The sequence below is a fragment of the Paenibacillus sp. SZ31 genome (assembly GCF_012912005.1).
In the GTDB taxonomy this organism is placed as follows: Bacteria; Bacillota; Bacilli; order Paenibacillales; family Paenibacillaceae; genus Paenibacillus.
The window spans coordinates 284,866-306,052 of the sequence record NZ_JABBEA010000001.1 but is presented as its reverse complement, the minus strand read 5'-3'; the positions used below and the strand labels follow the sequence as shown (position 1 = coordinate 306,052).

Below are 21,187 nucleotides of genomic sequence, written 5' to 3'. Positions count from 1 at the left end.
TGGGGTGTCTTTTTTATTTTATGTTTTTGGCTGTTGAACCACTTTTTCTGGACAAGATAAAGGATAAACGTGTCCGCGCAGCGAAGACAATCAGGTAACTTGTAACTCAAGACTTTCAGTCTGGGAGGAATTGAAATGAATCAGAGAAATCTGGACGGCAACAGCATTATTATTCGGCTGGAAATGACAACTAAAGATATCAAGTTTGGCGAAGTGGCTTCGGCCATCTCGGAAGCTGGTGGAGACATCATTGCCATTGACGTCATTTCGACCAATCAGGATGTCAGTGTGCGCGACTTGACCGTCGCGGTAACAGATGCACAGGATAACAGCAAAATTATAGAAGGCGTACGCCAGCTCAAAGGTATATCCATCATTAACGTATCAGATCGAACGTTCCTGCTTCATTTGGGCGGCAAGATCGAAGTGACACCGAAAACCCCGATTCAGAATCGGGAAGACCTGTCGCGTGTGTATACCCCGGATGTGGCTCGGGTATGTTCGGCCATTGTGGAAGAACCGGGGAAAGCTTTCTCGCTGACAATCAAGCGGAACACGGTAGCCGTGGTATCCGATGGCAGTGCGGTACTTGGACTGGGCAACATTGGTCCCCGTGCAGCGATGCCCGTCATGGAAGGTAAGGCAATGTTGTTCAAACAGTTTGCAGGTGTGGATGCCTTCCCAATCTGCCTGGACACGCAGGATACCGAGGAGATCATTCGTACTGTGAAAGCGATATCACCTGGTTTTGGCGGCATTAATCTGGAGGATATTTCGTCACCACGTTGTTTCGAGATTGAACGTCGTCTGAATGAGGAATTGGACATCCCGGTATTTCATGATGATCAGCATGGCACAGCGGTTGTGTTATATGCCGGTCTGATCAATGCGCTCAAACTGGTAGGCAAGTCGATTAATGATGTGAAGATCGTGGTCTGCGGTATTGGAGCAGCCGGTGTAGCATGCAGCAACATATTATTGTCTGCGGGAGCCAGTCGACTTATTGGTGTCGATCGTGAAGGTGCGATTGTACGGACACAAACCTATGAGAATGAAGTCTGGAGTGACTATGCGGCTCGTACCAACCCGGAACTGGAAACGGGGTCGCTACGTGAAGTCATTCGTGGAGCCGATGTGTTCATTGGCTTGTCACGCGGCAATCTGTTAACTCGTGAAGATGTGCAGACCATGGCCGAAGATCCAATCGTGTTTGCGATGGCCAATCCGGTGCCTGAGATTATGCCTGCTTTGGTGGAGGACATTGTGGCTGTTATGGCGACAGGACGATCCGATTATCCGAACCAAATCAACAACGTGTTGTGTTTCCCAGGCATATTTAGGGCAGTTCTGGATTGCCGGGCTACCGAAATTAATGAAGAAATGAAGCTGGCAGCCGCTCAAGCGATTGCCTCGGCCATTACGGACGAAGAGCGTACACGCTATTACATTATTCCTAGTGTGTTCAATGATAAAGTGGTCAAATCGATGCGTAATCGCGTCATTGAAGCAGCTGTTAAGACGGGTGTAGCGCGGCGTATTCCACGTGAGCAGGCTCGTGAAGGTGGGGAATCGTAAGATGCCAGAGAACCCTCTTCAACCATCCAGCCAGAGCGTAAAAGGACCAGAACAGCTGGACAATGTAGATGGAACAATCGCAGGAGAAGCTATACTGCGCGCTGCCCGATCTTTTGTACAAGGGGACTCATCCAAGCATACGGACGGTCATGACTGGCCGCACATCGAACGGGTAACTGCGCTTGCGGTCGAACTCGCACACCGCATGGGTGCAGATCCATTTGTCTGTGAACTGGCTGCATTATTACATGACGTACCGGATGAGAAGCTGAATGAGAGTTTGGAAGCCGGGATGGCGAAACTGAATGACTGGCTGGATACCCAGCCGCTTGATTCGGATACACGTGCAGCGGTTGTGGGTATTATTAGCACCATCTCCTATGCGGGAGGCCAGCTTCCTGCGGTCAGCTCGCTTGAAGCACAAGTTGTACAGGATGCGGATCGTCTGGATGCGCTGGGGGCGATTGGAATCGCGCGCACCTTTGCCTTCTCAGGAGCGAGGGCGCGCGAGATGTACGATCCATCTCTTCCCCCACGGGAGCATATGACCCGTGAGGAATATCGTAATGGGCGCAGCACCACGATAAATCACTTTTATGAGAAGTTGTTCAAGCTCAAAGATCTGATGAATACCTCCTATGGCAAGGAACTGGCGGAGCAGCGTCATCATTATATGGTGCAGTTCGTAGAGCAGTTCAAAAGGGAATGGGAGGGCACGGATCGGTAGGCAGGCTTGATAAGCATGACGATTACACAGAGGTTTCATACGTAACAGAGGCGAATCTTTGAAGTGGCGAAAATCCATTTTGAAGATTTGCTTCTTTTTAGGTTCATCATTTTGGGTTAATAATGTGTATTAACATACATAAATGAATCAATAATCTATTTTTAGTGAGTTATGAAATGATTAAAATAAGGTTTACGACTTATGACATGGCAACGGAAGGTCTTCCATGGTACAATAAATCGTTCTCCTGAATGAATTCAGGCAAAAAAAGAAATATGGGGTAATAATGAACATGATTATCAAATGTAAAATTTCAGGTTCGGTAAAGAGGAGGGGTCACCACCATGTCGTTTGGTGCACGTGTACTTAAGACGGGGATCGCGGTCACGCTTGCCTTGTACCTTAGCAGCCTGTTCTTGAACCCGCAATCTCCCGTGCCTGCCGCAATCGCGGCTATATTCGCCATGCAGCCTTCCATCTATCGTTCTTGGAAATACTTCCTGGATCAGCTGCAAACGACCACACTCGGAGCTATTGTGGCTCTGGTGGGAGGTATGGTGTTGTCCAATGAGCCAATTGCTGTTGGATTAATTATTGTACTTGTTATCATGATATGTCTTAAATTGAATATGGGCGAGACGGTTGGACTGACACTGGTCACGGTTGTATCCATTATGGAAGCCTCAGGTGACTGGCATTTTGCACTCAATCGTTTTCTGCTGACACTGGTGGGTATTGTATCGGCGTTTCTCATCAACATTACGGTATTTCCTCCGAAACCGAAGGTTCAGTTCGTCAAGCAGATCCAGAGTGTCTTCAGCGGCATGTCGTTGCTTCTGCGAACCTCGATTTCGGATGAGATTAAGGAAGTCGTGTTCCGGGAGGAGAAAAACAACCTGGGCAGCTCCATTAAGTCTCTGTCCGACAAGTATAACTTGTTCGAAGAGGAACAGAAGAAGATGAAGCGTTCAAAATTCAGCGAAACCAGGCAGATGGTGGTCTACAAACAGATGTTGCTGAGTCTGCAAAAAGGATACGAGGTGCTGGATTCGGTGGAACGCCACTATTTCCAGGCACCGCGGACACCAGCCATGGATCTGTTTTTTGACTCCCATCTGGAACTGGTTATCAAATTCCATGAGCATGCACTGCTCAAGTTCGAGGATAAGCTGAAACCGAACGGCGAAGAGGCCGCACAGTTTGTATTGGACAATGATCGTTTCATGGAACAGGCGATCACTGAGTTTGATATCGACAAGGACGGGATGTTACGATTATCCATCGTGGCTGCTGCGATCTATGATTACGGGTATCAGCTGGAACGTCTGAATCGACTTGCCGAACATGTGCATAGCTCCAGTGAGGACAAAGAATCACAGGACAAAATTTTGAACTGGCTTAAGTGGCCTTAAATTCAAGTTCAAAAAGTCTGGTTTTCAGTACCAAGAAGATGGAATGAAGATAGAAATGGAGTAGCGGAGCGTAGGAAAACTACGTGAGCAACGGACATTTCGGCTGAATTTCATATTCGATGCTGATGATGCCGTTAGGCATGATTCGTAATCAAAATTAGACTTTTTGAACAACCTCTAAGTGCGAATTGCACACCTGCTTGGCGATCATATACAATGGAGTTACAACATAGCCCGGACAAACGTGTCCGGGTTGTTTTGTCATACATAGGGCTGAATGGCATGAATGAATATTAACGAACTGAGGGATAGAGACATGATTATAGAGCAGTTGGACGCTGAATTAATGGAATGGTTGAGTGGGACAAATCTGGAGCATAAACAGCATGAAGCCATGCAACTCCTGACCGTATCTGAGGATCAGTGGCCGTATCAGGCGATGATCAGTATGGGTGAAGTCATTGCGCTAAGTCCGCATCAGCTTAGACTGGCTCTGTGGCAAGGTACACAGACCAGTATGAACATGAGCAAAACAGGCAAGGCTACCTTGATTGCGGTTCAAGGACAGCGATTGCTACATATCCGTATAGAAGTAGAGCTGCTGCCTGAGATGAAGGGGGCTGTTCATCCGAGAGATCGTTTTGAAGCCAAGGTGCTTCATGTACGTGTAGATCACGCGCCATATGCGGAGATCACTTCAGGAATTACATTTCAATTAAAAGATGAACTTGTGGCAATTACCCGCTGGAAAGAGACAATTGAAGAATTACGAAAGTAGACATGAGTTGCTAAGTCAGTTGAGGACCCGGTGATTGGGTAATAATGAAGAAGAAAACAACAAAAAACGCCTCCGCTTGCATCGGGACGTTGTCACTGGTACAATAAAAAATGGTTTTCAGAAAATTAGAACTAATTAACATAAAATTAAAATGTTTACTTTCTAATAACTATACCATTGCCTTTTCGGGCTTGTCAAATGGGATTTTGAGGACACAATCCGGGGAAAGAGGGGCTATTAACATATGAGTACAGAGCAGCAGTGGAGTGAGGAACAACAACGGGTCAACACGGTGACCGATCAGATTGAGCGCAAGATCACAACGTTAGAAGATGAAGTAGGTTCCTTCCGGGACGAAGTGGTTGGCATGAGAAAAGACTTCTGGGACGAAGTCACAATGAACTTTAGCGAAGCGGACGATGTCGGGGAGACTTCAACCAGTATGCGGCAGCAGTCACAGGTACTGTCCGATCGGGAGCGTAGCCATCTGAATACAGCGGGTGCGTTGGACAAAATGAAACGACTGCATCATTCACCGTATTTTGGTCGCATTGATTTCAAAGAAGATGGATATCCAAATGCAGAACGTATTTATCTGGGCATTGCATCGTTGCTGGATGAAAAAGAGGAATCTTTTCTGGTCTACGACTGGCGTGCGCCAATCTCCAACCTGTATTATGACGGGGCGCCGGGTCCGATCACATACCATACACCAAGTGGGGAGATTAGCGGTGATATAGAGATGAAGCGGCAGTTTGTCATTCGGGACGGACGTATCCGCTTTATGTTCGACACGGGGGTTACGATTGGCGATGAGTTGTTGCAGGCCGTGCTCAGTCGAACTTCGGATGCGCAGATGAAGAGTATTGTAGCGACCATTCAAAAGGAGCAGAATCGGATTATTCGCAATGACCGGACACGCATGCTCATTGTGCAAGGCGCAGCCGGCAGTGGCAAAACATCCGCAGCGCTCCAGCGTGTGGCCTATCTTCTCTATAAATACCGCGAGCATCTGCAAGCGGATCAGATGGTTCTTTTTTCGCCGAATCCGATGTTCAATAGTTATGTCTCTACGGTACTGCCTGAGCTTGGGGAGGAAAATATGTTGCAAACGACCTTCCAGGAGTATCTGGAACGCCGTTTGGGTCGTGAGTATCAACTGGAAGATCCGTTCATTCAGCTCGAATATGTACTTACGGGGACGGAAGATTCCGATTATGATGTTCGTATGTCCAGCATTCGGTTCAAGTCATCCGAATCTTTCCTGAAGGTCATTACACGTTATAAGGAAAGCATGCTGTCAGGGGGCATGAAGTTCAAGCCGGTTCGCTTTCAAGGCCGAGCAATTGTCACGTCAGAGGCTATGGCTGAGAAATTCTACAGTTTCGAGTCGTCAGTTAAGCTGGTGAGCCGACTGGAGATGTTGCGGGACTGGATGTTGAAAGAACTGTCTGCCTTTGGTAAAAGTGAACTGGATGCGCCTTGGGTCGATCAGCAGCTGGATCTGATGGAGCCGGAGGATCTGCAACGTGCGTATCAACGGTTGAAGCGCAAGCAAAAAGGAAAGACCCATACGTTTAATGACTTTGAGCAGGAAAGAGAAATTCTGGCACGTATGGTGGTCAGTGACCGACTCAAACCGTTGCGAAAATGGATTAAGTCCTTACGATTCGTTGATGTACGACAGTTATATGCACATTTGTTCAATGATGAGGCTCAGATGGTCCGCTTGCTGGGGGATGAAGCCTTGCCTGCCCAATGGGAAGACATCTGTAAAATGACTTTACGAAGATTGAAGCTTCAGGAGTTGGCCTATGAAGATATTACGCCATACTTGTACCTACGTGAGCTTATGCTTGGATTCCATATTAACTCCAATATTCGTCATGTCATTATTGATGAGGCACAGGATTATTCTGCATTTCAGCTGGCCTTTATGAAGAGATTGTTCCCACGGGCGAAAATAACAGCACTCGGTGACTTTAATCAGGCAATCTATGCCCACTCTTCCGTGCTTAGTGGAACAGGACCTTTGACTAACCTGTATGGACCTGACAATACGGAAGTGATTGAGTTGACCAGAAGTTATCGATCTACCCGGGAGATCGTGGAGTTTACCCGTGGCATGGTGCCTGGCGGGGAAGAGATTATTCCATTTAACCGCAGTGGCGAGAAGCCTAAAGTTATCGTTTCTTCAGATCCGGAGCGTCATATGAACGTCATCACAACAGACCTCAAGCACTTGATTGAGGAAGGGTATGAATCCGTTGCAGTCATCTGCAAGACCGCCGAAGAGAGCAGAGCAGTACATGCTGCATTGAGCAAGGCACTGCCTACAGCACCGAAGTTAATCAAGAAAACGACGCTGGCATTTGAACAGGGGGTTCATGTCATTCCGGCATATCTGGCCAAAGGTGTGGAATTCGATGCTGTCCTAATCTATGACGGTTCTGCAGAGCAGTATGCCCAAGAACATGAACGCAAGTTGTTCTACACGGCTTGTACGCGAGCGATGCATTTGCTGCATGTCTATTGTGTGGGCACACCGAGTCCGTTCATTACCTCCCAGTCGGAAGAATGGTACGATCTTGGCAAGGTGTCTACTGCGCAAGTGGACTGACATAATACGTTCATATGCATGAAGAAGGCTTCCGTTCAATGGAACGGGAGTCTTTTTGTATATGATATATAGATCAGGAAGAAGCTAGCTTAGCGAAGAAAGTATACGAGATGAGGTTCCAGCCAGGTAGAGGTGATCGTATTGAACAAAAAACTTGACGTGAATTCGTAAGGATTGGGTTCCATGGATAAATATAACTTCATAATTTGTATTTAAGCACAATGGATGTGATTTTTCTTTACACATGAGGTCTGGACTCATATAATCGTAACAATATATTTTTTTTTGGGATCGTTTATTAAAGGAGGCAACCATATGAACAAATCATCTTTTGAACGGCCGCTTATGGCCGATTGTGTACCGGATCTGGTCGCTACAGCCCGGGGAGATCTACCAGCGACTTTGGTCATTCGGGGAGGTACGCTAGTGAACGTGATATCGGGTGAGATTTTGCCTGAGATGTCCATAGCTGTACAAGGAGCTCGTATCGCTTATGTCGGCAAAGATGTAAGCCACACCATCGGAGAACATACGCGGATTATTGAAGCGAACGGCAAGTATATCGCTCCTGGTTTGCTGGATGGACACTGCCATATCGAAAGTACACAGATGAAAGTAACCGAGTTTGCGAGAGCGGTATTGCCTTCAGGCACGACCGGAGGTTTCTTCGACCCACATGAGATCTCTAACGTGCTTGGTCTCAAAGGTCTGAGACTGATGTTGGATGAAGCACGCACCACACCGATGGCTGCATATATGCAGGTGGCTTCCTGTGTACCTTCCACCCATCCGGGACTGGAGACAACAGGTGCTTATATAGGGCCTGAAGAGGTGGCTGAGGCTCTTTCCTGGGGGCCAGACATGATTGGTCTTGGTGAAGTAATGAACTTCCCTGGGGTCGTCTACGGGGACGAGACGATGATCGGTGAGATACAGGCGACCCTCCGGGCAGGTAAAGTGGCAGACGGTCACTTTACCTGGGCAGCAGATGACTGGCGTCTGCCAGCTTACGCAGCGAGTGGCGTAACAGGGGATCATGAATGTGTGACCAAGGAAGATGTGGTCGAACGTCTGCGCCTCGGGATGTATGCGAAGATGCGCCAAGGTTCGGCATGGCATGATGTGGCCGAGACGATCAAAGCCTGTACCGAGCTTGGACTGGATACACGCCGGATGATGCTGGTGACCGATGACCGCAGCTCTGAATCGCTGCTCAAAGAAGGACATATGGATTTTGTTGTTCGTCTAGCGATCTCCCAAGGCGTGAAGCCGGTAACGGCTTTCCAGATGGCTACTATTAACACAGCTGAGCGCTTCGGGGTTGCGCGCGACATTGGTGCGGTTATTCCGGGCAATATAGCTGACATTATTCTGTTGGACGGCCGTCTGGCGGATGTACGTGTGGGGTTGACGATTGCTGCCGGGCAAGTTGTGGCCGAGAATGGGAAAATGACGGCGGTCTGGGACAGCTTCACGTATCCTGAGGAAGCACTGAACACGGTGAAGTTGGAAGCCAATATTCAGCCAGAGGATCTGGAACTGGCTGCACCGATTACAGAGGGTACGATTGGTGCAAAAATCATTCATGTGACAGAGAACCATGTGGATACGAAGGAGAAACACCTGCCTGTCACGGTGAAGAACGGCAAGGTTGTGGTTTCAACTTCAGGGGAAGTATGCAAAATCGCGGTATTAGAGCGTCACAAACAAACTGGGAATCGCGCGGTTGCGCTGGTTGGAGGTATTGGCTTCACATCGCCAGCGGCGATTGCGATGACGGTTGCTCATGACAGTCATAATCTGTTGATTATCGGTAATGATGATGCTTTGATGGCCGAAGCCGGTAATCGTGTCATTCGCATGCAAGGTGGGGTAGCCGTGGTAACAGCTACAGGTATAACTGAATTCCCGCTGCGAATCGCAGGTTTGATGTCAACGGAGTCTTTCGAAGTGGTTGCAGCCCAATCGGCAGCAGTCAGTGAAGCTTTACAATCCGCAGGCTGTACGTTGAATAATGCATTTATGACACTCTCCTTGTTGGCGCTGGTTGTGATTCCAGAATTACGTTTGTCCGACAAGGGGCTTGTGCGGATCTCAGCAGATGGCATTGAACTGGTGTCCCTTTTCGATGAAGTGGTCGACGGTACACCGGTAGCTTCAGTGGGTAATGAATGAACGGAAATGTTGACTAGAGCATCATCAAATCGAGAGACATGCAAAGCCGCCTTAGGGCGGTTTTTTTGTGCTTTTATGGAGAAAACGCTTTCTAGGTCTTCTGGGGCTTGGTTTACATATGGCAATAATGACTGAAGTCGTGAAGAAAGTAGGGTTAATTTATATAATAGCTGATATTTGTGACTTTTGAACTATACATACAGAACTGTGAATTCCCGAAATAATGTTATATGATTCTTTCGTCGTAAGTCTTAGAGATGATATTGCATATAGAAGCAATCCAAATTCGTCGTACTTAAATAAGTCTCCATAAAATGAATATGAAACGACACAATTTCATCCGGATTTGCACGTCAGAGCTGATAATTTCAGAGGGAGTGTACAAATATGAAAAGCAAAAGAGGTTACCGTTTTATCTTATTACTCAGTTGTTTGATCCTGTGTGCGAGTACAGCCTATACTTCGAAAGCCGTTGCTATTGGTTCTGTGGATAGTTATGAAACGATTCATGGGAATCTTGATGTGCCGGTAAGAGCGACGTGGGTGTGGGACACGACCCAGATTCGAAGCAATCCTCAAGAAGTGTTGAATTTTGCGACAACGAACAAAATTAATACCATCTATCTGCAGATGAACCGGGATGTGAAAATTCCGGATTATAAAAGCTTTATCCGTCAGGCGAGAGCCAAGAATATTGCGGTTGACGTTATGGATGGAAGATCAGCCTGGGGGCTGACGGAAAGTCGGGAACAGATTGCTTCCTTCTTAGACTGGATCGAAGCATATCAGGCAGAGGCTCTGCCTAATGAGAAATTTGCTGGTATTCATCTGGATATTGAGCCACATGTGCATCCGCAATGGAAAATCAATCAGGCTAGTGTGATCACGCAGTGGCAAGGCAATGTGGAGTATATTGTTGGCAGAGCATCACGGATGAAGATGCCGGTAGCCGCTGATCTGCCTTTCTGGCTGGATAACTACAAAATTCCGGGTTCAACGATGGCGGTTAGCAGCTGGATGATCCGAAAGTTTGACTCCATCACCATCATGGCGTACCGCGATACAGCGGCTGCGATCTATAGTGTAGCGAAGGATGAGCTTGCAGAAGCGGCTCTGCTTGGCAAGACGATCTCTATAGCCGTGGAAACGAAGCAAAGTAAGGAAGGCGACTTCATTACCTTTTATGAAGAGGGATCTACTTATATGGAAGCACAATTGAAGTTGGTCGAAAAAATGGCTTCAGCACATGCGTCCTTTAACGGGTTCTCTGTTCATGAGTACACTTCATGGAAGACAATGAAAAAGTGAGGCAATGTTAAGCTTCAAAATTATAGCTCTGATAGCAGCGAATGAGATGAGTTCTAACTCAGCCAAAGTGGCTCAGATCAAAGCGTTATCTGACTCGTTCGCAGCAAAGTTAATAAAGAAGGTGCTTGCAGCTGATGAGCTGTGAGCACCTTCTTCTTCTATACCTGAACCAGGGCAGACTCCATGGCTACGTTCTCATAGAACATTTTGCGATACTGTGAAGGCGTAGTGGCTTTATGTTTTTTAAACGTAGTGATGAAGTAACTTAGATGCTCGAAACCCACATCCATGGCGATATCGACAATTTTATGATCCGTATTCTCGAGCTGAACACAGGCCTGTTGAACGCGGTAATAGTTAATGTAATCTACAGGGGTTTTCTGCACCATCTGTTTGAAGAAACGGCAGAAGTGTCCTTCGCTCATATTGGCCTCATCGGCCAGTTCTTTCAGCTTTAATGGTTCGGGATAACGCTTGTGGATATAGCCGAGCACGGATTTCAGCCGCTCTACCTTGTCATGACTCCCTGTAGCCACAGTGCCTTTGAGCGGGGCAGGTCTCATATGTTCGAACATTCGGGCAAATACTAGATATAGATACGCTTTCGTTGACATTTCACACGTTTCTGTTCTGGCAGCATGGTCCGCGAATATGCGTTGCAGGTGATCCAGAATTTCTTGTCCCCAATCCTCATCTGCTTTGATATGAAAAGGGGGAATCACGGTTTTGCGAATCAGTGGACCGATGAATTTCTCCTGTACCGTATCGAAAGTGCGGCTGCCGAGCAGCTCGGGATTAAACACAATAGAAGAGAATACACAGGGAACATCGCCCTTCAGATAACCCGCATGAATCTCACCTCGATTGATGAAAATGGCTTCTCCAGCTTGAACCTCAACGGTGTTCATATCAATCTGAAAGACGGCACATCCTTCGGTAACCATAGTGAACTCCATCTCATCATGCCAATGGCAATCGAGAATGCTATCTCCATTAAGTTGCTGGATATCCGGGTACACACTGACTGGATACATGGCATTGCCGTGAATTCGGTCTTCCCGTAATCGTTCACGTTCCATATCAACGCCTCCTTTTACTGCATTATTAATGTAATCGTTTCCAAAGTTTGGTGCTGATGTTCAAGAATCGCATGGTTAATATCAAAATCGTGATATATTTGGTCAAAATAAGAGAAGAAATTCATTATTAATATCAATATTATTATAGTATAACCAAAGGGGGAAAGAAAACATGAAATTTACTGATGGATTCTGGATGACTCGTGAAGGGTACCAAATTCAAAACCCGACTGACATTCGTGATATTGTGCAAAAAGATAATTCTTTGACCGTATATGCGGCAACTAAATATATTCGCAGCAAAGGCGACACGTTGAACGGTACATTGCTTAAAGCAACGTACAGCTCACCTATGCCTAATGTTATTCGTGTAACCTTGAATCATCATAAAGGCGGAGTGAAAAAAGGGCCTGTATTTGAGCTTAACACTCAAGATGCGAACGTTGACATCTCGAAAAATGAACAAGGCGCAGTTTTGAAAAGCGGCAACCTGGAAGTTCAAATCGACAAAACAAACGGTTGGGACGTCAGCTTCCTGTATGAAGGAAAACGCATTACAGGTAGTGGTCAAAGAGCAGCTGGTTATATTACAGGTCCGAGCAAGGAAGCGTACTTCCGCGAGCAGCTTGATCTCGGTATTGGTGAATATGTTTACGGACTCGGTGAGCGCTTCACGCCGTTTGTTAAGAATGGCCAAATCGTCGATACCTGGAATGAGGACGGCGGTACAAGCAGTGAGCAGTCCTATAAGAACATTCCGTTCTACTTGTCCAATAAAGGATATGGTGTATTTGTAAACCATCCTGAACGCGTATCTTATGAGATTGCATCTGAGAATGTATCCAAAGTGCAGTTCAGCGTAGAAGGAGAGACTCTGGAGTACTTCATTATCGGCGGTGACAATCCGAAAGATGTACTTGATAATTATACGAAATTGACAGGTAAACCAGCGCTTCCACCAGCATGGACATTTGGTCTGTGGCTGACAACATCATTCACAACGGATTATGATGAAGCAACGGTTAACCATTTCGTAGATGGCATGGCAGAACGTGATCTTCCGCTGTCTGTATTCCATTTTGACTGCTTCTGGATGAAGGAATATCAATGGTCTGATTTCGTATGGGATGAAGCGATGTTCCCGGATCCGGAAGGCATGCTTGCACGTCTGAAAGAAAAGGGTCTTAAAATCTGCGCTTGGATCAATCCATATATTGCAGAAAAATCCTACTTGTTCGATGAAGGTATGGAGAACGGTTATCTGGTAAAAACAGCGGATGGCAGCGTATGGCAATGGGATATGTGGCAAGCAGGTATGGCTCTGGTTGACTTCACGAATCCAGATGCTGTGAACTGGTATAAGAGCAAGTTGGAAGTCCTGCTTGATCAAGGTGTAGATTCATTCAAGACAGACTTCGGCGAAAGAATTCCGACCGATGTCGTGTACTTCGATGGCTCTGATCCGGTTAAAATGCACAACTATTATACACAGCTCTATAACAAAGCTGTATTTGAATTGCTCGAAGAGAAAATTGGCAAAAACGAAGCTGCCCTGTTTGCACGTTCTGCAACAGCAGGTGGTCAACAGTTCCCGGTTCACTGGGGCGGAGACTGCTCTTCAACGTATGAATCCATGGCTGAATCCCTTCGGGGCGGCTTGTCGCTTGGCCTTTCCGGTTTCGGATTCTGGAGCCATGATATCAGTGGTTTTGAAAGCACAGCGAGCCCTGATGTCTACAAACGTTGGGTACAATTCGGACTGTTATCTTCTCACAGCCGCCTGCACGGAAGTACTTCGTATCGTGTGCCTTGGCTGTTTGACGAGGAATCCGTGGACGTTGTCCGTGACTTTACCAAACTCAAAATCAGCCTGATGCCGTACCTGTATAATTCTGCGGTAGAGTCAACGGTAAAAGGTATTCCGATGATGCGCGCTATGCTGCTGGACTTCCCAGAGGACCCAACAACATACAGCCTAGATACGCAATACATGTTCGGTGATTCGATTCTGGTGGCTCCAATCTTCAACAAGGAGGGTGATGTTCGTTATTACCTGCCTGAAGGAACTTGGACGAACTATCTGACAGGAGCGAAAGTACAAGGTGGACGCTGGATCAGTGAAAACCATGACTTCAAAACACTGCCAATGATGATTAAGCCAAACAGTCTGATCGCTGTAGGTGCTGTAGATAGCAAACCGGATTATGACTTTGCGGATGATGTCTCCTTGCACTTGTTCGAACTGGCTGATGGTCAAACGGCTCAAGCTGTCGTTGTGAACCAAGCTGCTGAACAGGAACTCACAGTTAACGTTACACGTAATGGTTCAGTGCTTGAAGTTCGTGCTGAAGGCGCAGGCAAACCATGGAACTTGGTGCTTCGCGGCATTGAGAGTGTATCCAGTGTTGAAGGTGGTTCCCAAGTGTCTGGTGCAAATGGGGTTGTCGTTACGGCAGCAACAGGTGCAACTTCGCTCACAATTCAACTGTAAAATGATATAGTAGAAGAAAGGACGGTGCCGCAAGGTGCCGTCTGTTTGTCTACCATGATAGGAGATTGAATGAAATGAGCACAACAAATTCGGGTTTGCACTGCACTATATCGTCAGAGATGCTGCACCACTTGGTGGAGAATAATTTTGGAAACGCTACCATTGTGAAAAGCTTTGCACTTCTGCAAGGTGGACTTTTTAATACAACCTATCGGATTCAACTTGAAAATGCATCATACTCGGATGTGATTTTGCGTTTGGCACCAGAGCGGGCAGAGATGGTGGCCGGTTCTGTGAGTGATCCCCTTTTTTCGTTCGAACGTACCATGATGGCGGCTGAACCGGCCGTGTATGAATATTACCGTAACGCAGGGATTCCTGCTCCAAACATTATAGCCTGCGATGACAGTGGATCAATCATTCCGAGAACGTACATGTTTATGGAATTTATCCCTAGCAAGCAGTTGGATCACGCATCGATTTCAGACATAGACAAAGAGCGATTGTACCATCAGCTTGGCGCCTATACCGCCATCATGCATCAGGTCGAGGGTGCATCGTTTGGGTGGCCGCAGGTGGACGGTTCAATTAAAGGCTCGGATCAATGGTCCGAGGTGCTGCACTCTTTTGCAGAAGAAACGGCACTTAAAGCAGCACAAGCCGAGTATATGCCAGGTGTGGGGGAGGAAATCACAGCTATCTTCATGAAAAATAAAGACTTATTCGATCAGGTGACCCGTCCGGTACTCGTTCATAATGACCTGTGGGAAGCCAACGTGCTTGTTCATGAGGAAAACGGTGAGCTAAACATTGCGGCCATCATCGACGGAGATCGTTCCATGTTTGCCGACAGGGAGTTTGAAGCCATATTGTCAACAGAATCGGTGGCTTTTCATGAGGGATATAATCGTGCACTCGATTCATCTGCTGAAGGACAGGCACGCAGGCTTGCGTACCGAATACTGTCATCTTATTTTAATGCTTACGTTCATGAACATCAGGTCAATCAACTCGAAGATGGTCAGAAGTATCGACAGCGCACATTGGATTTACTGGAGCAATGGAAGCAACTTGAACACAACTAATTTGTAGGAGGAATGACGGATGAAGGAGTATCATCAATACCCGATGTGGGATGCGTCACTTTCACTTGAGGCACGGTTGGATGACCTGATTGCACGATTGACAACGGAGGAGAAAATTCGACTAATTCCTACTCGCGAAGCAGCTGTGCCAAGACTGGGCATTCCAGCCTACAACGTTGGGGGCGAAGCTGCACATGGGGTGGCGTGGAAAGGGGAAGCAACGGTGTTTCCGCAACCTCTCGGTCTATCAAGTACCTGGAATACGCGGCTCATGCGGGAGATTGGTTCCGTTATTGGCGATGAAGCGAGGGCATACCATCACCGTGATCCTGAGGTTCACGGGTTAACATTATGGGCACCTACAGTTGACCTAGAGCGTGATCCACGCTGGGGCAGAACGGAGGAGGGATACGGGGAAGATCCGGTCCTGACGGGAGAGATGTCGGCTGCACTCGTCAAAGGCATGCAGGGAAATGATCCTTTTTATCTGAAAATGGTAGCTACATTGAAACACTTTTTTGCTAATAATAATGAGAAAGATCGGCTGAATTGTTCATCCAGCATCGATCCGCGCAATCTGCGTGAATATTATTTAAAAGCATTTGAGACGCCATTTGTGGAAGGCGGAGCCTTGTCCATGATGACAGCTTACAATTCTATTAATGGTACACCTGCCATTGAAAGTCCATACGTGAATGATGTGGTTAAGGGTGAGTGGTCGATGCCTGGGTTTATTGTATGTGATGGTGGGGACCTGTCCCAGACGGTCGATTATCACGGTTACCATACCAGCCATGCCGAGTCAGCAGCAGGTGCGTTGAAGGCAGGAGTGGACTGTCTCACAGATGAAGTTGATCTTGTCGTATCTGCTCTGGAGGAAGCTCTTGGCCGGGATCTGTTGGAGATAGCTGATCTGGACCGAGCGATTCGCAACATCTTCGGTGTACGGATGCGACTTGGACAACTGGATCAGTCGGGACTTAACCCTTATGCGTTTATACCCGAGTCGGTATTATGTGCACCAGAGCATGCCAAACTCAGTTATCGTGCCGCTGCTGAATCGATTGTTTTGCTAAAAAATGATGGCTTGCTTCCTTTGAAACCAGAAGCATTGCAGAAAATCAGTGTGATTGGACCACTTGCAGATGTCGTCTATACCGATTGGTACAGTGGCACACTTCCCTATCGTGTATCCGTCCTCGATGGCTTGCGTAATAGGCTACCTGAAGTAGATGTGACCTATGCCGATGGGAATGACCGTATTGCTCTGAAGAAGGCAGATGGACAGGTTATAACACTTGGTGCGGAAGGCACACTCGTCGCTGTACCGGAAGGTAGTGCACCTGCAGCGGAGTTCGTACATCAGGATTGGGGCTGGGAAAGTCATACGCTGAGAAGTGTGAACAATAATCGATATGTAAGCTTAACCGAGCAAGGAATATATAAGGCGAATGCACCAGAGATCGGTGGTTGGTTCGTGAAAGAAGTTGTACAATTCGATCCCCAAGCGGACGGGAGCAACACCTTGCGCACGTGGAATAGTATTCCCGTTGGACTGAGCGAATATCAGGGACGTTCTGCTTTATCACCAGTACCGCCGCAGACAGAACAAGCGACCGGTACAACTCCGGATGATAACGGTGATTCTGGACGCACAAGTCAATCACCAAGCAACACACCAAAATCTGCGACCTTCGAGATCGACATCGTGACACGCGGAATAGAACAAGCCGTAGAAGCGGCACGAAATAGTCAGGTATCTGTCGTTGTTGTCGGCAATAGCCCATACATCAACGGCAAAGAGGAAATTGACCGCCCAAGTCTGTTGCTTCCGCCGAATCAGGTTGAGCTTGTCAAAGCCGTGTGCGAGGCTAATCCTAATACGGTGGTTGTTATTATGGGCAGTTATCCATTTGCCTTGCAGGAGTTGAAAGACATTGCCCGGGCAATCGTTTATATGACACATGCAGGTCAAGAATTGGGGAACGCGCTTGCAGATGTGTTGTTAGGTCACTATGCCCCGGCAGGCAGATTGAACATGACATGGTATGAAGATGAATCCCAGCTCCCTGACATGATGGACTATGACATCATTCAGAATGGTGTGACCTATATGTATCATGAAGGACCGGTTCAATATGCATTTGGACATGGTCTGACCTATTCGGAATTCGAATACGAGGCGATTCGTGTAAGTCTTGATACTACGGCGGAAACCACCACCACAGATCAATTGAAGATTGAAGTGGAGGTATACAATAAGGGTGAACGTGACAGTGATGAAGTCGTTCAGATCTATGGATCTTCACATACCTCGCGTGTGAAACGCGCTCAGAAGCAACTGCTTGCTTTCCGTCGTGTTCATGTGAAGGCGGGGACGCGTGTTACGATAAGTTTCGAAATTCCTGTTCAGAAGCTGGCGCTATGGGATGTTACCCGAGATCGATACTGCCTGGAGACAGCGAGCTGGGCCATACTGGCAGGGCGTTCTTCCGCAGATATCCGCCAGTCGGCCGATATTGAGATTGAAGGTGAGACGATTCCGGATCGTCCGCTGGACTCACTTACCTTGGCCGAGAATTACGATGCATGTGCAGGTGTTCTATTAGATGAATGTCTGGAAGGACGTTCGGCAGTCCGGGCAATCACTCGGGAAGAACCCTTATATCGAAAGGGTCAGTCGTCCTGGATATCATTTAACCATAATGCTGTTCAGGAACTGCATGGATTTGAAGCTAGAGTGGCAGCTTTCGGGGAAGAAGGCAGACTGGAGATTCGTTCCGGAGGACTGGAGGGCGAACTGCTCGGTGTGTGTAAAGTTTCCGGACCTGGAGGCAGTGTGAATGGGAAAGATATGAAGTGGACAACGGTCCAGTGTTCGCTTGAGGCGTCACATAAGGTGAATGAGCTATATATTATTTTCAAAGGTGGAGCAGCGTTACGGCACTTTAGATTGTTGTAGTTGTAGACATCATTGAACCAAAGGAGCTGTCTTGCACGAATGCGTGCAGGCGGCTTCTTTGTGTGAACAAGCGGTAACATCCAACATGTCCTGCATAATCAACCTCCGAAACAAGCACAATAATGCTGTTGTGTGTAGAATCTGTAAAGGTGGTTGTGGTATGAACGATAAAAAGTGGGACCTTGTCGCACTTGCTTCCATCCCTTTAATTATGACCTTGGGTAACTCCATGCTAATACCGATCCTGCCACAGATTGAACGTGAATTGAAGGTATCTGCATTTAAGGTCAGCATGCTCATTACAGTCTACGCCGTCGTTGCCATCCTTCTTATTCCTCTCGCAGGTTATTTGTCGGATCGTTTCGGCAGAAAAGCAGTGATCATTCCCAGTCTTGTCATTGCAGCCGTCGGAGGTGCTGTGGCTGGTGTGGCAGCATGGATGCTGAACGGAAACATAGCCTACTGGACCATTCTGGGTGGCAGGTTCTTGCAGGGAATAGGCGCAGCCGGCGCATTTCCTATTGTCATTCCATTGGTTGGAGATATGTTCAAAGATGAGAACGAGGTAAGTAAAAGCCTGGGAATCATTGAGACCTCGAATACGTTTGGTAAAGTCATAAGTCCGATTCTGGGTGCAGCGCTGGCGGTCTGGTTGTGGTATGCGCCATTTATGGCTATCCCTGTACTTTGTGTGCTTTCGTTGCTCCTGGTTATTTTCTTGGTCAAAACACCCAAGAAAAAAGAAAAACCGCCTACCTTTACGGAATTCGTGGCTTCCATTCGTGACGTACTGAAAGAAAAGGGACGCTGGTTGTATGCGCTGTTTGCAATCGGCGGTATTTGCATGTTTGTCATTTTTGGCGTGCTTTATTACCTATCCGAGACGCTCGAGAGCGAATTTGCCTTGAAAGGTGTTCTTAAAGGGCTTGTTCTTGCTATTCCGCTGGCAGCGCTATGTCTGTCTTCATTTCTGGCAGGGAAGTGGATTGGCAAGAACAAAACGCGAATGAAATGGCTTGGCTTCACAGGGCTTGCTCTTCTGACGGTTTCCCTTGGCGTTATAGGTTTATTCGATAATATCTATGTTGTAGTAGGTCTCTTCACATTGGGAAGTGCCGGAATAGGTGCAACGTTGCCGTGTCTGGACGCCTTGATTACAGAGGGAGTGGACAAAAAACAGCGGGGCACGATCACAGCTCTATTCAGCAGTATGCGCTTCATTGGCGTATCTCTCGGTCCACCTGTGGTGTCTTTGCTAATTGGATCTCATCATTTTCTGCTTTTTGGTGTGCTCGCCGCTTCTGGTGCAGTGGGCGGATTACTCACTTTGTTCGCAGTCAAGCCAGATCACGGCGACCAACCTACTTCAGGAAGCGAGCCAAAACAGGATGAAACACCTATGGATGTGATCGAGACGAGTAGAGGGTATGCTCCAATAGGTCGCAAAAAAAGTCCATTCTAGATAGAAGGTTTCTGATAAGCCATGTTCATTCCAATGTTGCCTTAAGGTTAAACAACCGAATCTGTTCCGAAAAAAAACGCGTTTACGCCAAAGAAAGCAGATATTTTTGCTTTCTCGGTGTAAACGCGTTTCTATGAGCAGCATGATTAACGAATCATTCGTGTCTGTTTTTATTCGACTGGCCCGCTTCAGTGTTGCTGGTTCCAGATTGTGACTTTTTGGATGGATCTTGATCTGATTCTGATTCCGTTGCAGGGATATGAGTATGAGCGAGCAGCGCATGAGGTTCAATGGAGAAGCTGCCGCTTCGTTTTCCCTGAATCAGATATATAAGCAAGAACAGAATCATGAACATCACGGAGTAACGATACATATCGGTATAACTGGTTATGGACGCAATGGCACCGAGCAGAAGTGCGCCAGTTGCAATACCCAGATCGAGCGAGTTTAGAAACATACCGTTAGCCATACCCCGCTGAGCAGGAGATACAACTTGAATCATCCAGGTCTGCAGAGATGACTGCATGGAACCATAGCCAATCCCGTAGATAAAAGCAGCAATGAACAGGGTGGACATAGAGGTTGCATATGAGAGCAGAATGAGCCCGACAGCTATGAATATGGCCCCTGGAATGAGCAGGGCTTTTGGACCTTTATTGTCATAGATTCGTCCTGCAAATGGTCTAACCAGTAGCACAGCGAGTGCATTGAACAAAAAGAACAGCGCAGGATTGGCCAGATTGGCCTCCTTACCATACAAGACGATGAATCCAACAAGCCCGCCATATGTGATGGATAAAAGGCAATTCAACACACTGGGCAGAATCAGCTTGCGGTTGAAAGGCGTCTTTTGCTTTGGTTGCGAACCTGAAGCACTTGCTGTAGCCTGTGGCATAATGGTCGCAATGTTATCGGTTCTGGCAGCTTTTTTGCGTGTCAGCGTATAACTCAGTGGATAGATGACAACGAGGACACCCGCAGTACATAACATCAGGGTTACGAATCCTGCACCCTGGAGCAGAGTGACCCCTATAATTGGACCCATGGACATAGCCAAGCTAGTCGAGAGCCCGAAGTAACCCATACCTTCACCCATTCGTTTAACGGGCACAATGTCCGAGGCCATTGTTGGAAAAGCGGTACTACTCATACCAAACCCGATACCAAACAACATTCTCAGCAATAAGAGTACAGCTATACCTGCAGCAAAATAATAGCCGAGCGTTGCCAGCAGGGCTACGGACAGGCCTATATAAATCATGGCGTTACGAAGGCCTTTCTCCAGTGCTTTGGCGGAATAGAGACGGGCTGCAATGGCACTTAGTGCAAACAGACAGGTGAAGAGACTGACCTCAAACGCATTCGCGTGAAATCGTTCCTGAACGTAGGACGGAAGTGGAGAGACGATCATGTGCAGCTGCAAGAATAGCAAAAAGTTGCACAGCATTAGCAGAATAAAATCGGTGGTCCATAGCCTAACTTGTGTAGATTGTTCTTTCATGATGATGTATTC

At 47.2% G+C, this 21,187-nt stretch carries 13 protein-coding genes; 11 read left to right on the top strand and 2 right to left on the bottom strand.

Features of this window, described 5'->3' with window-relative positions; translation table 11 throughout:
- The first annotated feature begins 135 nt into the window (after window positions 1-135).
- From HF638_RS01445 to HF638_RS01415, 7 genes are all read left to right on the top strand, one after another.
- Entirely contained in the window at window positions 136-1,575 is a 1,440-nt protein-coding gene (locus HF638_RS01445) for an NAD-dependent malic enzyme (protein WP_169478561.1), read from the top strand.
- 1 nt (window position 1,576) lies between these two features.
- On the top strand, window positions 1,577-2,302 hold the full coding sequence (locus tag HF638_RS01440) for an HD domain-containing protein (RefSeq protein WP_169478560.1): 726 nt from the start codon (window positions 1,577-1,579) through the stop codon (window positions 2,300-2,302).
- Window positions 2,303-2,646: 344 nt separating this feature from the next.
- A complete protein-coding gene (locus tag HF638_RS01435; RefSeq protein WP_169478559.1) occupies window positions 2,647-3,714 on the top strand; it encodes an FUSC family protein in 1,068 nt (355 codons plus the stop codon).
- 286 nt (window positions 3,715-4,000) lie between these two features.
- The gene (locus HF638_RS01430) at window positions 4,001-4,492 is read left to right on the top strand and encodes a pyridoxamine 5'-phosphate oxidase family protein (protein ID WP_248277993.1); all 492 of its coding nucleotides are present in this window, start codon (window positions 4,001-4,003) and stop codon (window positions 4,490-4,492) included.
- 244 nt (window positions 4,493-4,736) lie between these two features.
- The gene (helD, locus tag HF638_RS01425; RefSeq protein WP_169478558.1) at window positions 4,737-7,112 is read left to right on the top strand and encodes an RNA polymerase recycling motor HelD; all 2,376 of its coding nucleotides are present in this window, start codon (window positions 4,737-4,739) and stop codon (window positions 7,110-7,112) included.
- Window positions 7,113-7,427: 315 nt separating this feature from the next.
- Entirely contained in the window at window positions 7,428-9,287 is a 1,860-nt protein-coding gene (locus HF638_RS01420; protein WP_169478557.1) for an adenine deaminase, read from the top strand.
- Window positions 9,288-9,674: 387 nt separating this feature from the next.
- Window positions 9,675-10,595, top strand: coding sequence for a hypothetical protein (locus tag HF638_RS01415; RefSeq protein ID WP_169478556.1), 921 nt, complete (start codon window positions 9,675-9,677; stop codon window positions 10,593-10,595).
- A 158-nt stretch (window positions 10,596-10,753) separates the two neighbouring features.
- Here HF638_RS01415 and HF638_RS01410 read toward each other — a convergent pair whose 3' ends face one another.
- The gene (locus HF638_RS01410; RefSeq protein ID WP_169478555.1) at window positions 10,754-11,674 is read right to left on the bottom strand and encodes a helix-turn-helix domain-containing protein; all 921 of its coding nucleotides are present in this window, start codon (window positions 11,672-11,674) and stop codon (window positions 10,754-10,756) included.
- A 172-nt stretch (window positions 11,675-11,846) separates the two neighbouring features.
- Between HF638_RS01410 and yicI the strand changes: the two genes are divergently transcribed.
- The 4 genes from yicI to bcbE all read left to right on the top strand — a co-directional run bounded on the left by yicI (window position 11,847) and on the right by bcbE (window position 19,674).
- Entirely contained in the window at window positions 11,847-14,165 is a 2,319-nt protein-coding gene (yicI, locus tag HF638_RS01405; RefSeq protein ID WP_169478554.1) for an alpha-xylosidase, read from the top strand.
- 74 nt (window positions 14,166-14,239) lie between these two features.
- Window positions 14,240-15,250, top strand: coding sequence for a phosphotransferase family protein (locus HF638_RS01400; protein WP_169478553.1), 1,011 nt, complete (start codon window positions 14,240-14,242; stop codon window positions 15,248-15,250).
- 19 nt (window positions 15,251-15,269) lie between these two features.
- Window positions 15,270-18,212, top strand: a complete 2,943-nt coding sequence (locus HF638_RS01395; protein ID WP_169478552.1) for a glycoside hydrolase family 3 C-terminal domain-containing protein — start codon at window positions 15,270-15,272, stop codon at window positions 18,210-18,212.
- Window positions 18,213-18,372: 160 nt separating this feature from the next.
- Window positions 18,373-19,674 carry a bacillibactin exporter BcbE gene (bcbE, locus tag HF638_RS01390; protein WP_169478551.1) on the top strand — a complete coding sequence of 434 codons (1,302 nt, stop codon included), beginning with the start codon at window positions 18,373-18,375 and terminating at the stop codon, window positions 19,672-19,674.
- Window positions 19,675-19,828: 154 nt separating this feature from the next.
- Here the strand turns inward: bcbE and HF638_RS01385 are convergent, their stop codons facing one another.
- Entirely contained in the window at window positions 19,829-21,175 is a 1,347-nt protein-coding gene (locus HF638_RS01385) for an MFS transporter (protein ID WP_169478550.1), read from the bottom strand.
- Between the last annotated feature and the right edge of the window lie 12 nt (window positions 21,176-21,187).

Excerpts from the sequence above, each read along its gene's own strand:
- HF638_RS01445 (WP_169478561.1), top strand. The coding sequence starts at position 136 with ATGAATCAGAGAAATCTGGACGGCAACAGCATTATTATTCGGCTGGAA.
- HF638_RS01400 (WP_169478553.1), top strand. The coding sequence starts at position 14,240 with ATGAGCACAACAAATTCGGGTTTGCACTGCACTATATCGTCAGAGATG.
- HF638_RS01440 (WP_169478560.1), top strand. The coding sequence starts at position 1,577 with ATGCCAGAGAACCCTCTTCAACCATCCAGCCAGAGCGTAAAAGGACCA.
- HF638_RS01435 (WP_169478559.1), top strand. The coding sequence starts at position 2,647 with ATGTCGTTTGGTGCACGTGTACTTAAGACGGGGATCGCGGTCACGCTT.
- HF638_RS01415 (WP_169478556.1), top strand. The coding sequence starts at position 9,675 with ATGAAAAGCAAAAGAGGTTACCGTTTTATCTTATTACTCAGTTGTTTG.
- bcbE (WP_169478551.1), top strand. The coding sequence starts at position 18,373 with ATGAACGATAAAAAGTGGGACCTTGTCGCACTTGCTTCCATCCCTTTA.
- HF638_RS01385 (WP_169478550.1), bottom strand. The coding sequence starts at position 21,175 with ATGAAAGAACAATCTACACAAGTTAGGCTATGGACCACCGATTTTATT.
- HF638_RS01430 (WP_248277993.1), top strand. The coding sequence starts at position 4,001 with ATGAATATTAACGAACTGAGGGATAGAGACATGATTATAGAGCAGTTG.
- HF638_RS01420 (WP_169478557.1), top strand. The coding sequence starts at position 7,428 with ATGAACAAATCATCTTTTGAACGGCCGCTTATGGCCGATTGTGTACCG.
- helD (WP_169478558.1), top strand. The coding sequence starts at position 4,737 with ATGAGTACAGAGCAGCAGTGGAGTGAGGAACAACAACGGGTCAACACG.
- yicI (WP_169478554.1), top strand. The coding sequence starts at position 11,847 with ATGAAATTTACTGATGGATTCTGGATGACTCGTGAAGGGTACCAAATT.
- HF638_RS01410 (WP_169478555.1), bottom strand. The coding sequence starts at position 11,674 with ATGGAACGTGAACGATTACGGGAAGACCGAATTCACGGCAATGCCATG.
- HF638_RS01395 (WP_169478552.1), top strand. The coding sequence starts at position 15,270 with ATGAAGGAGTATCATCAATACCCGATGTGGGATGCGTCACTTTCACTT.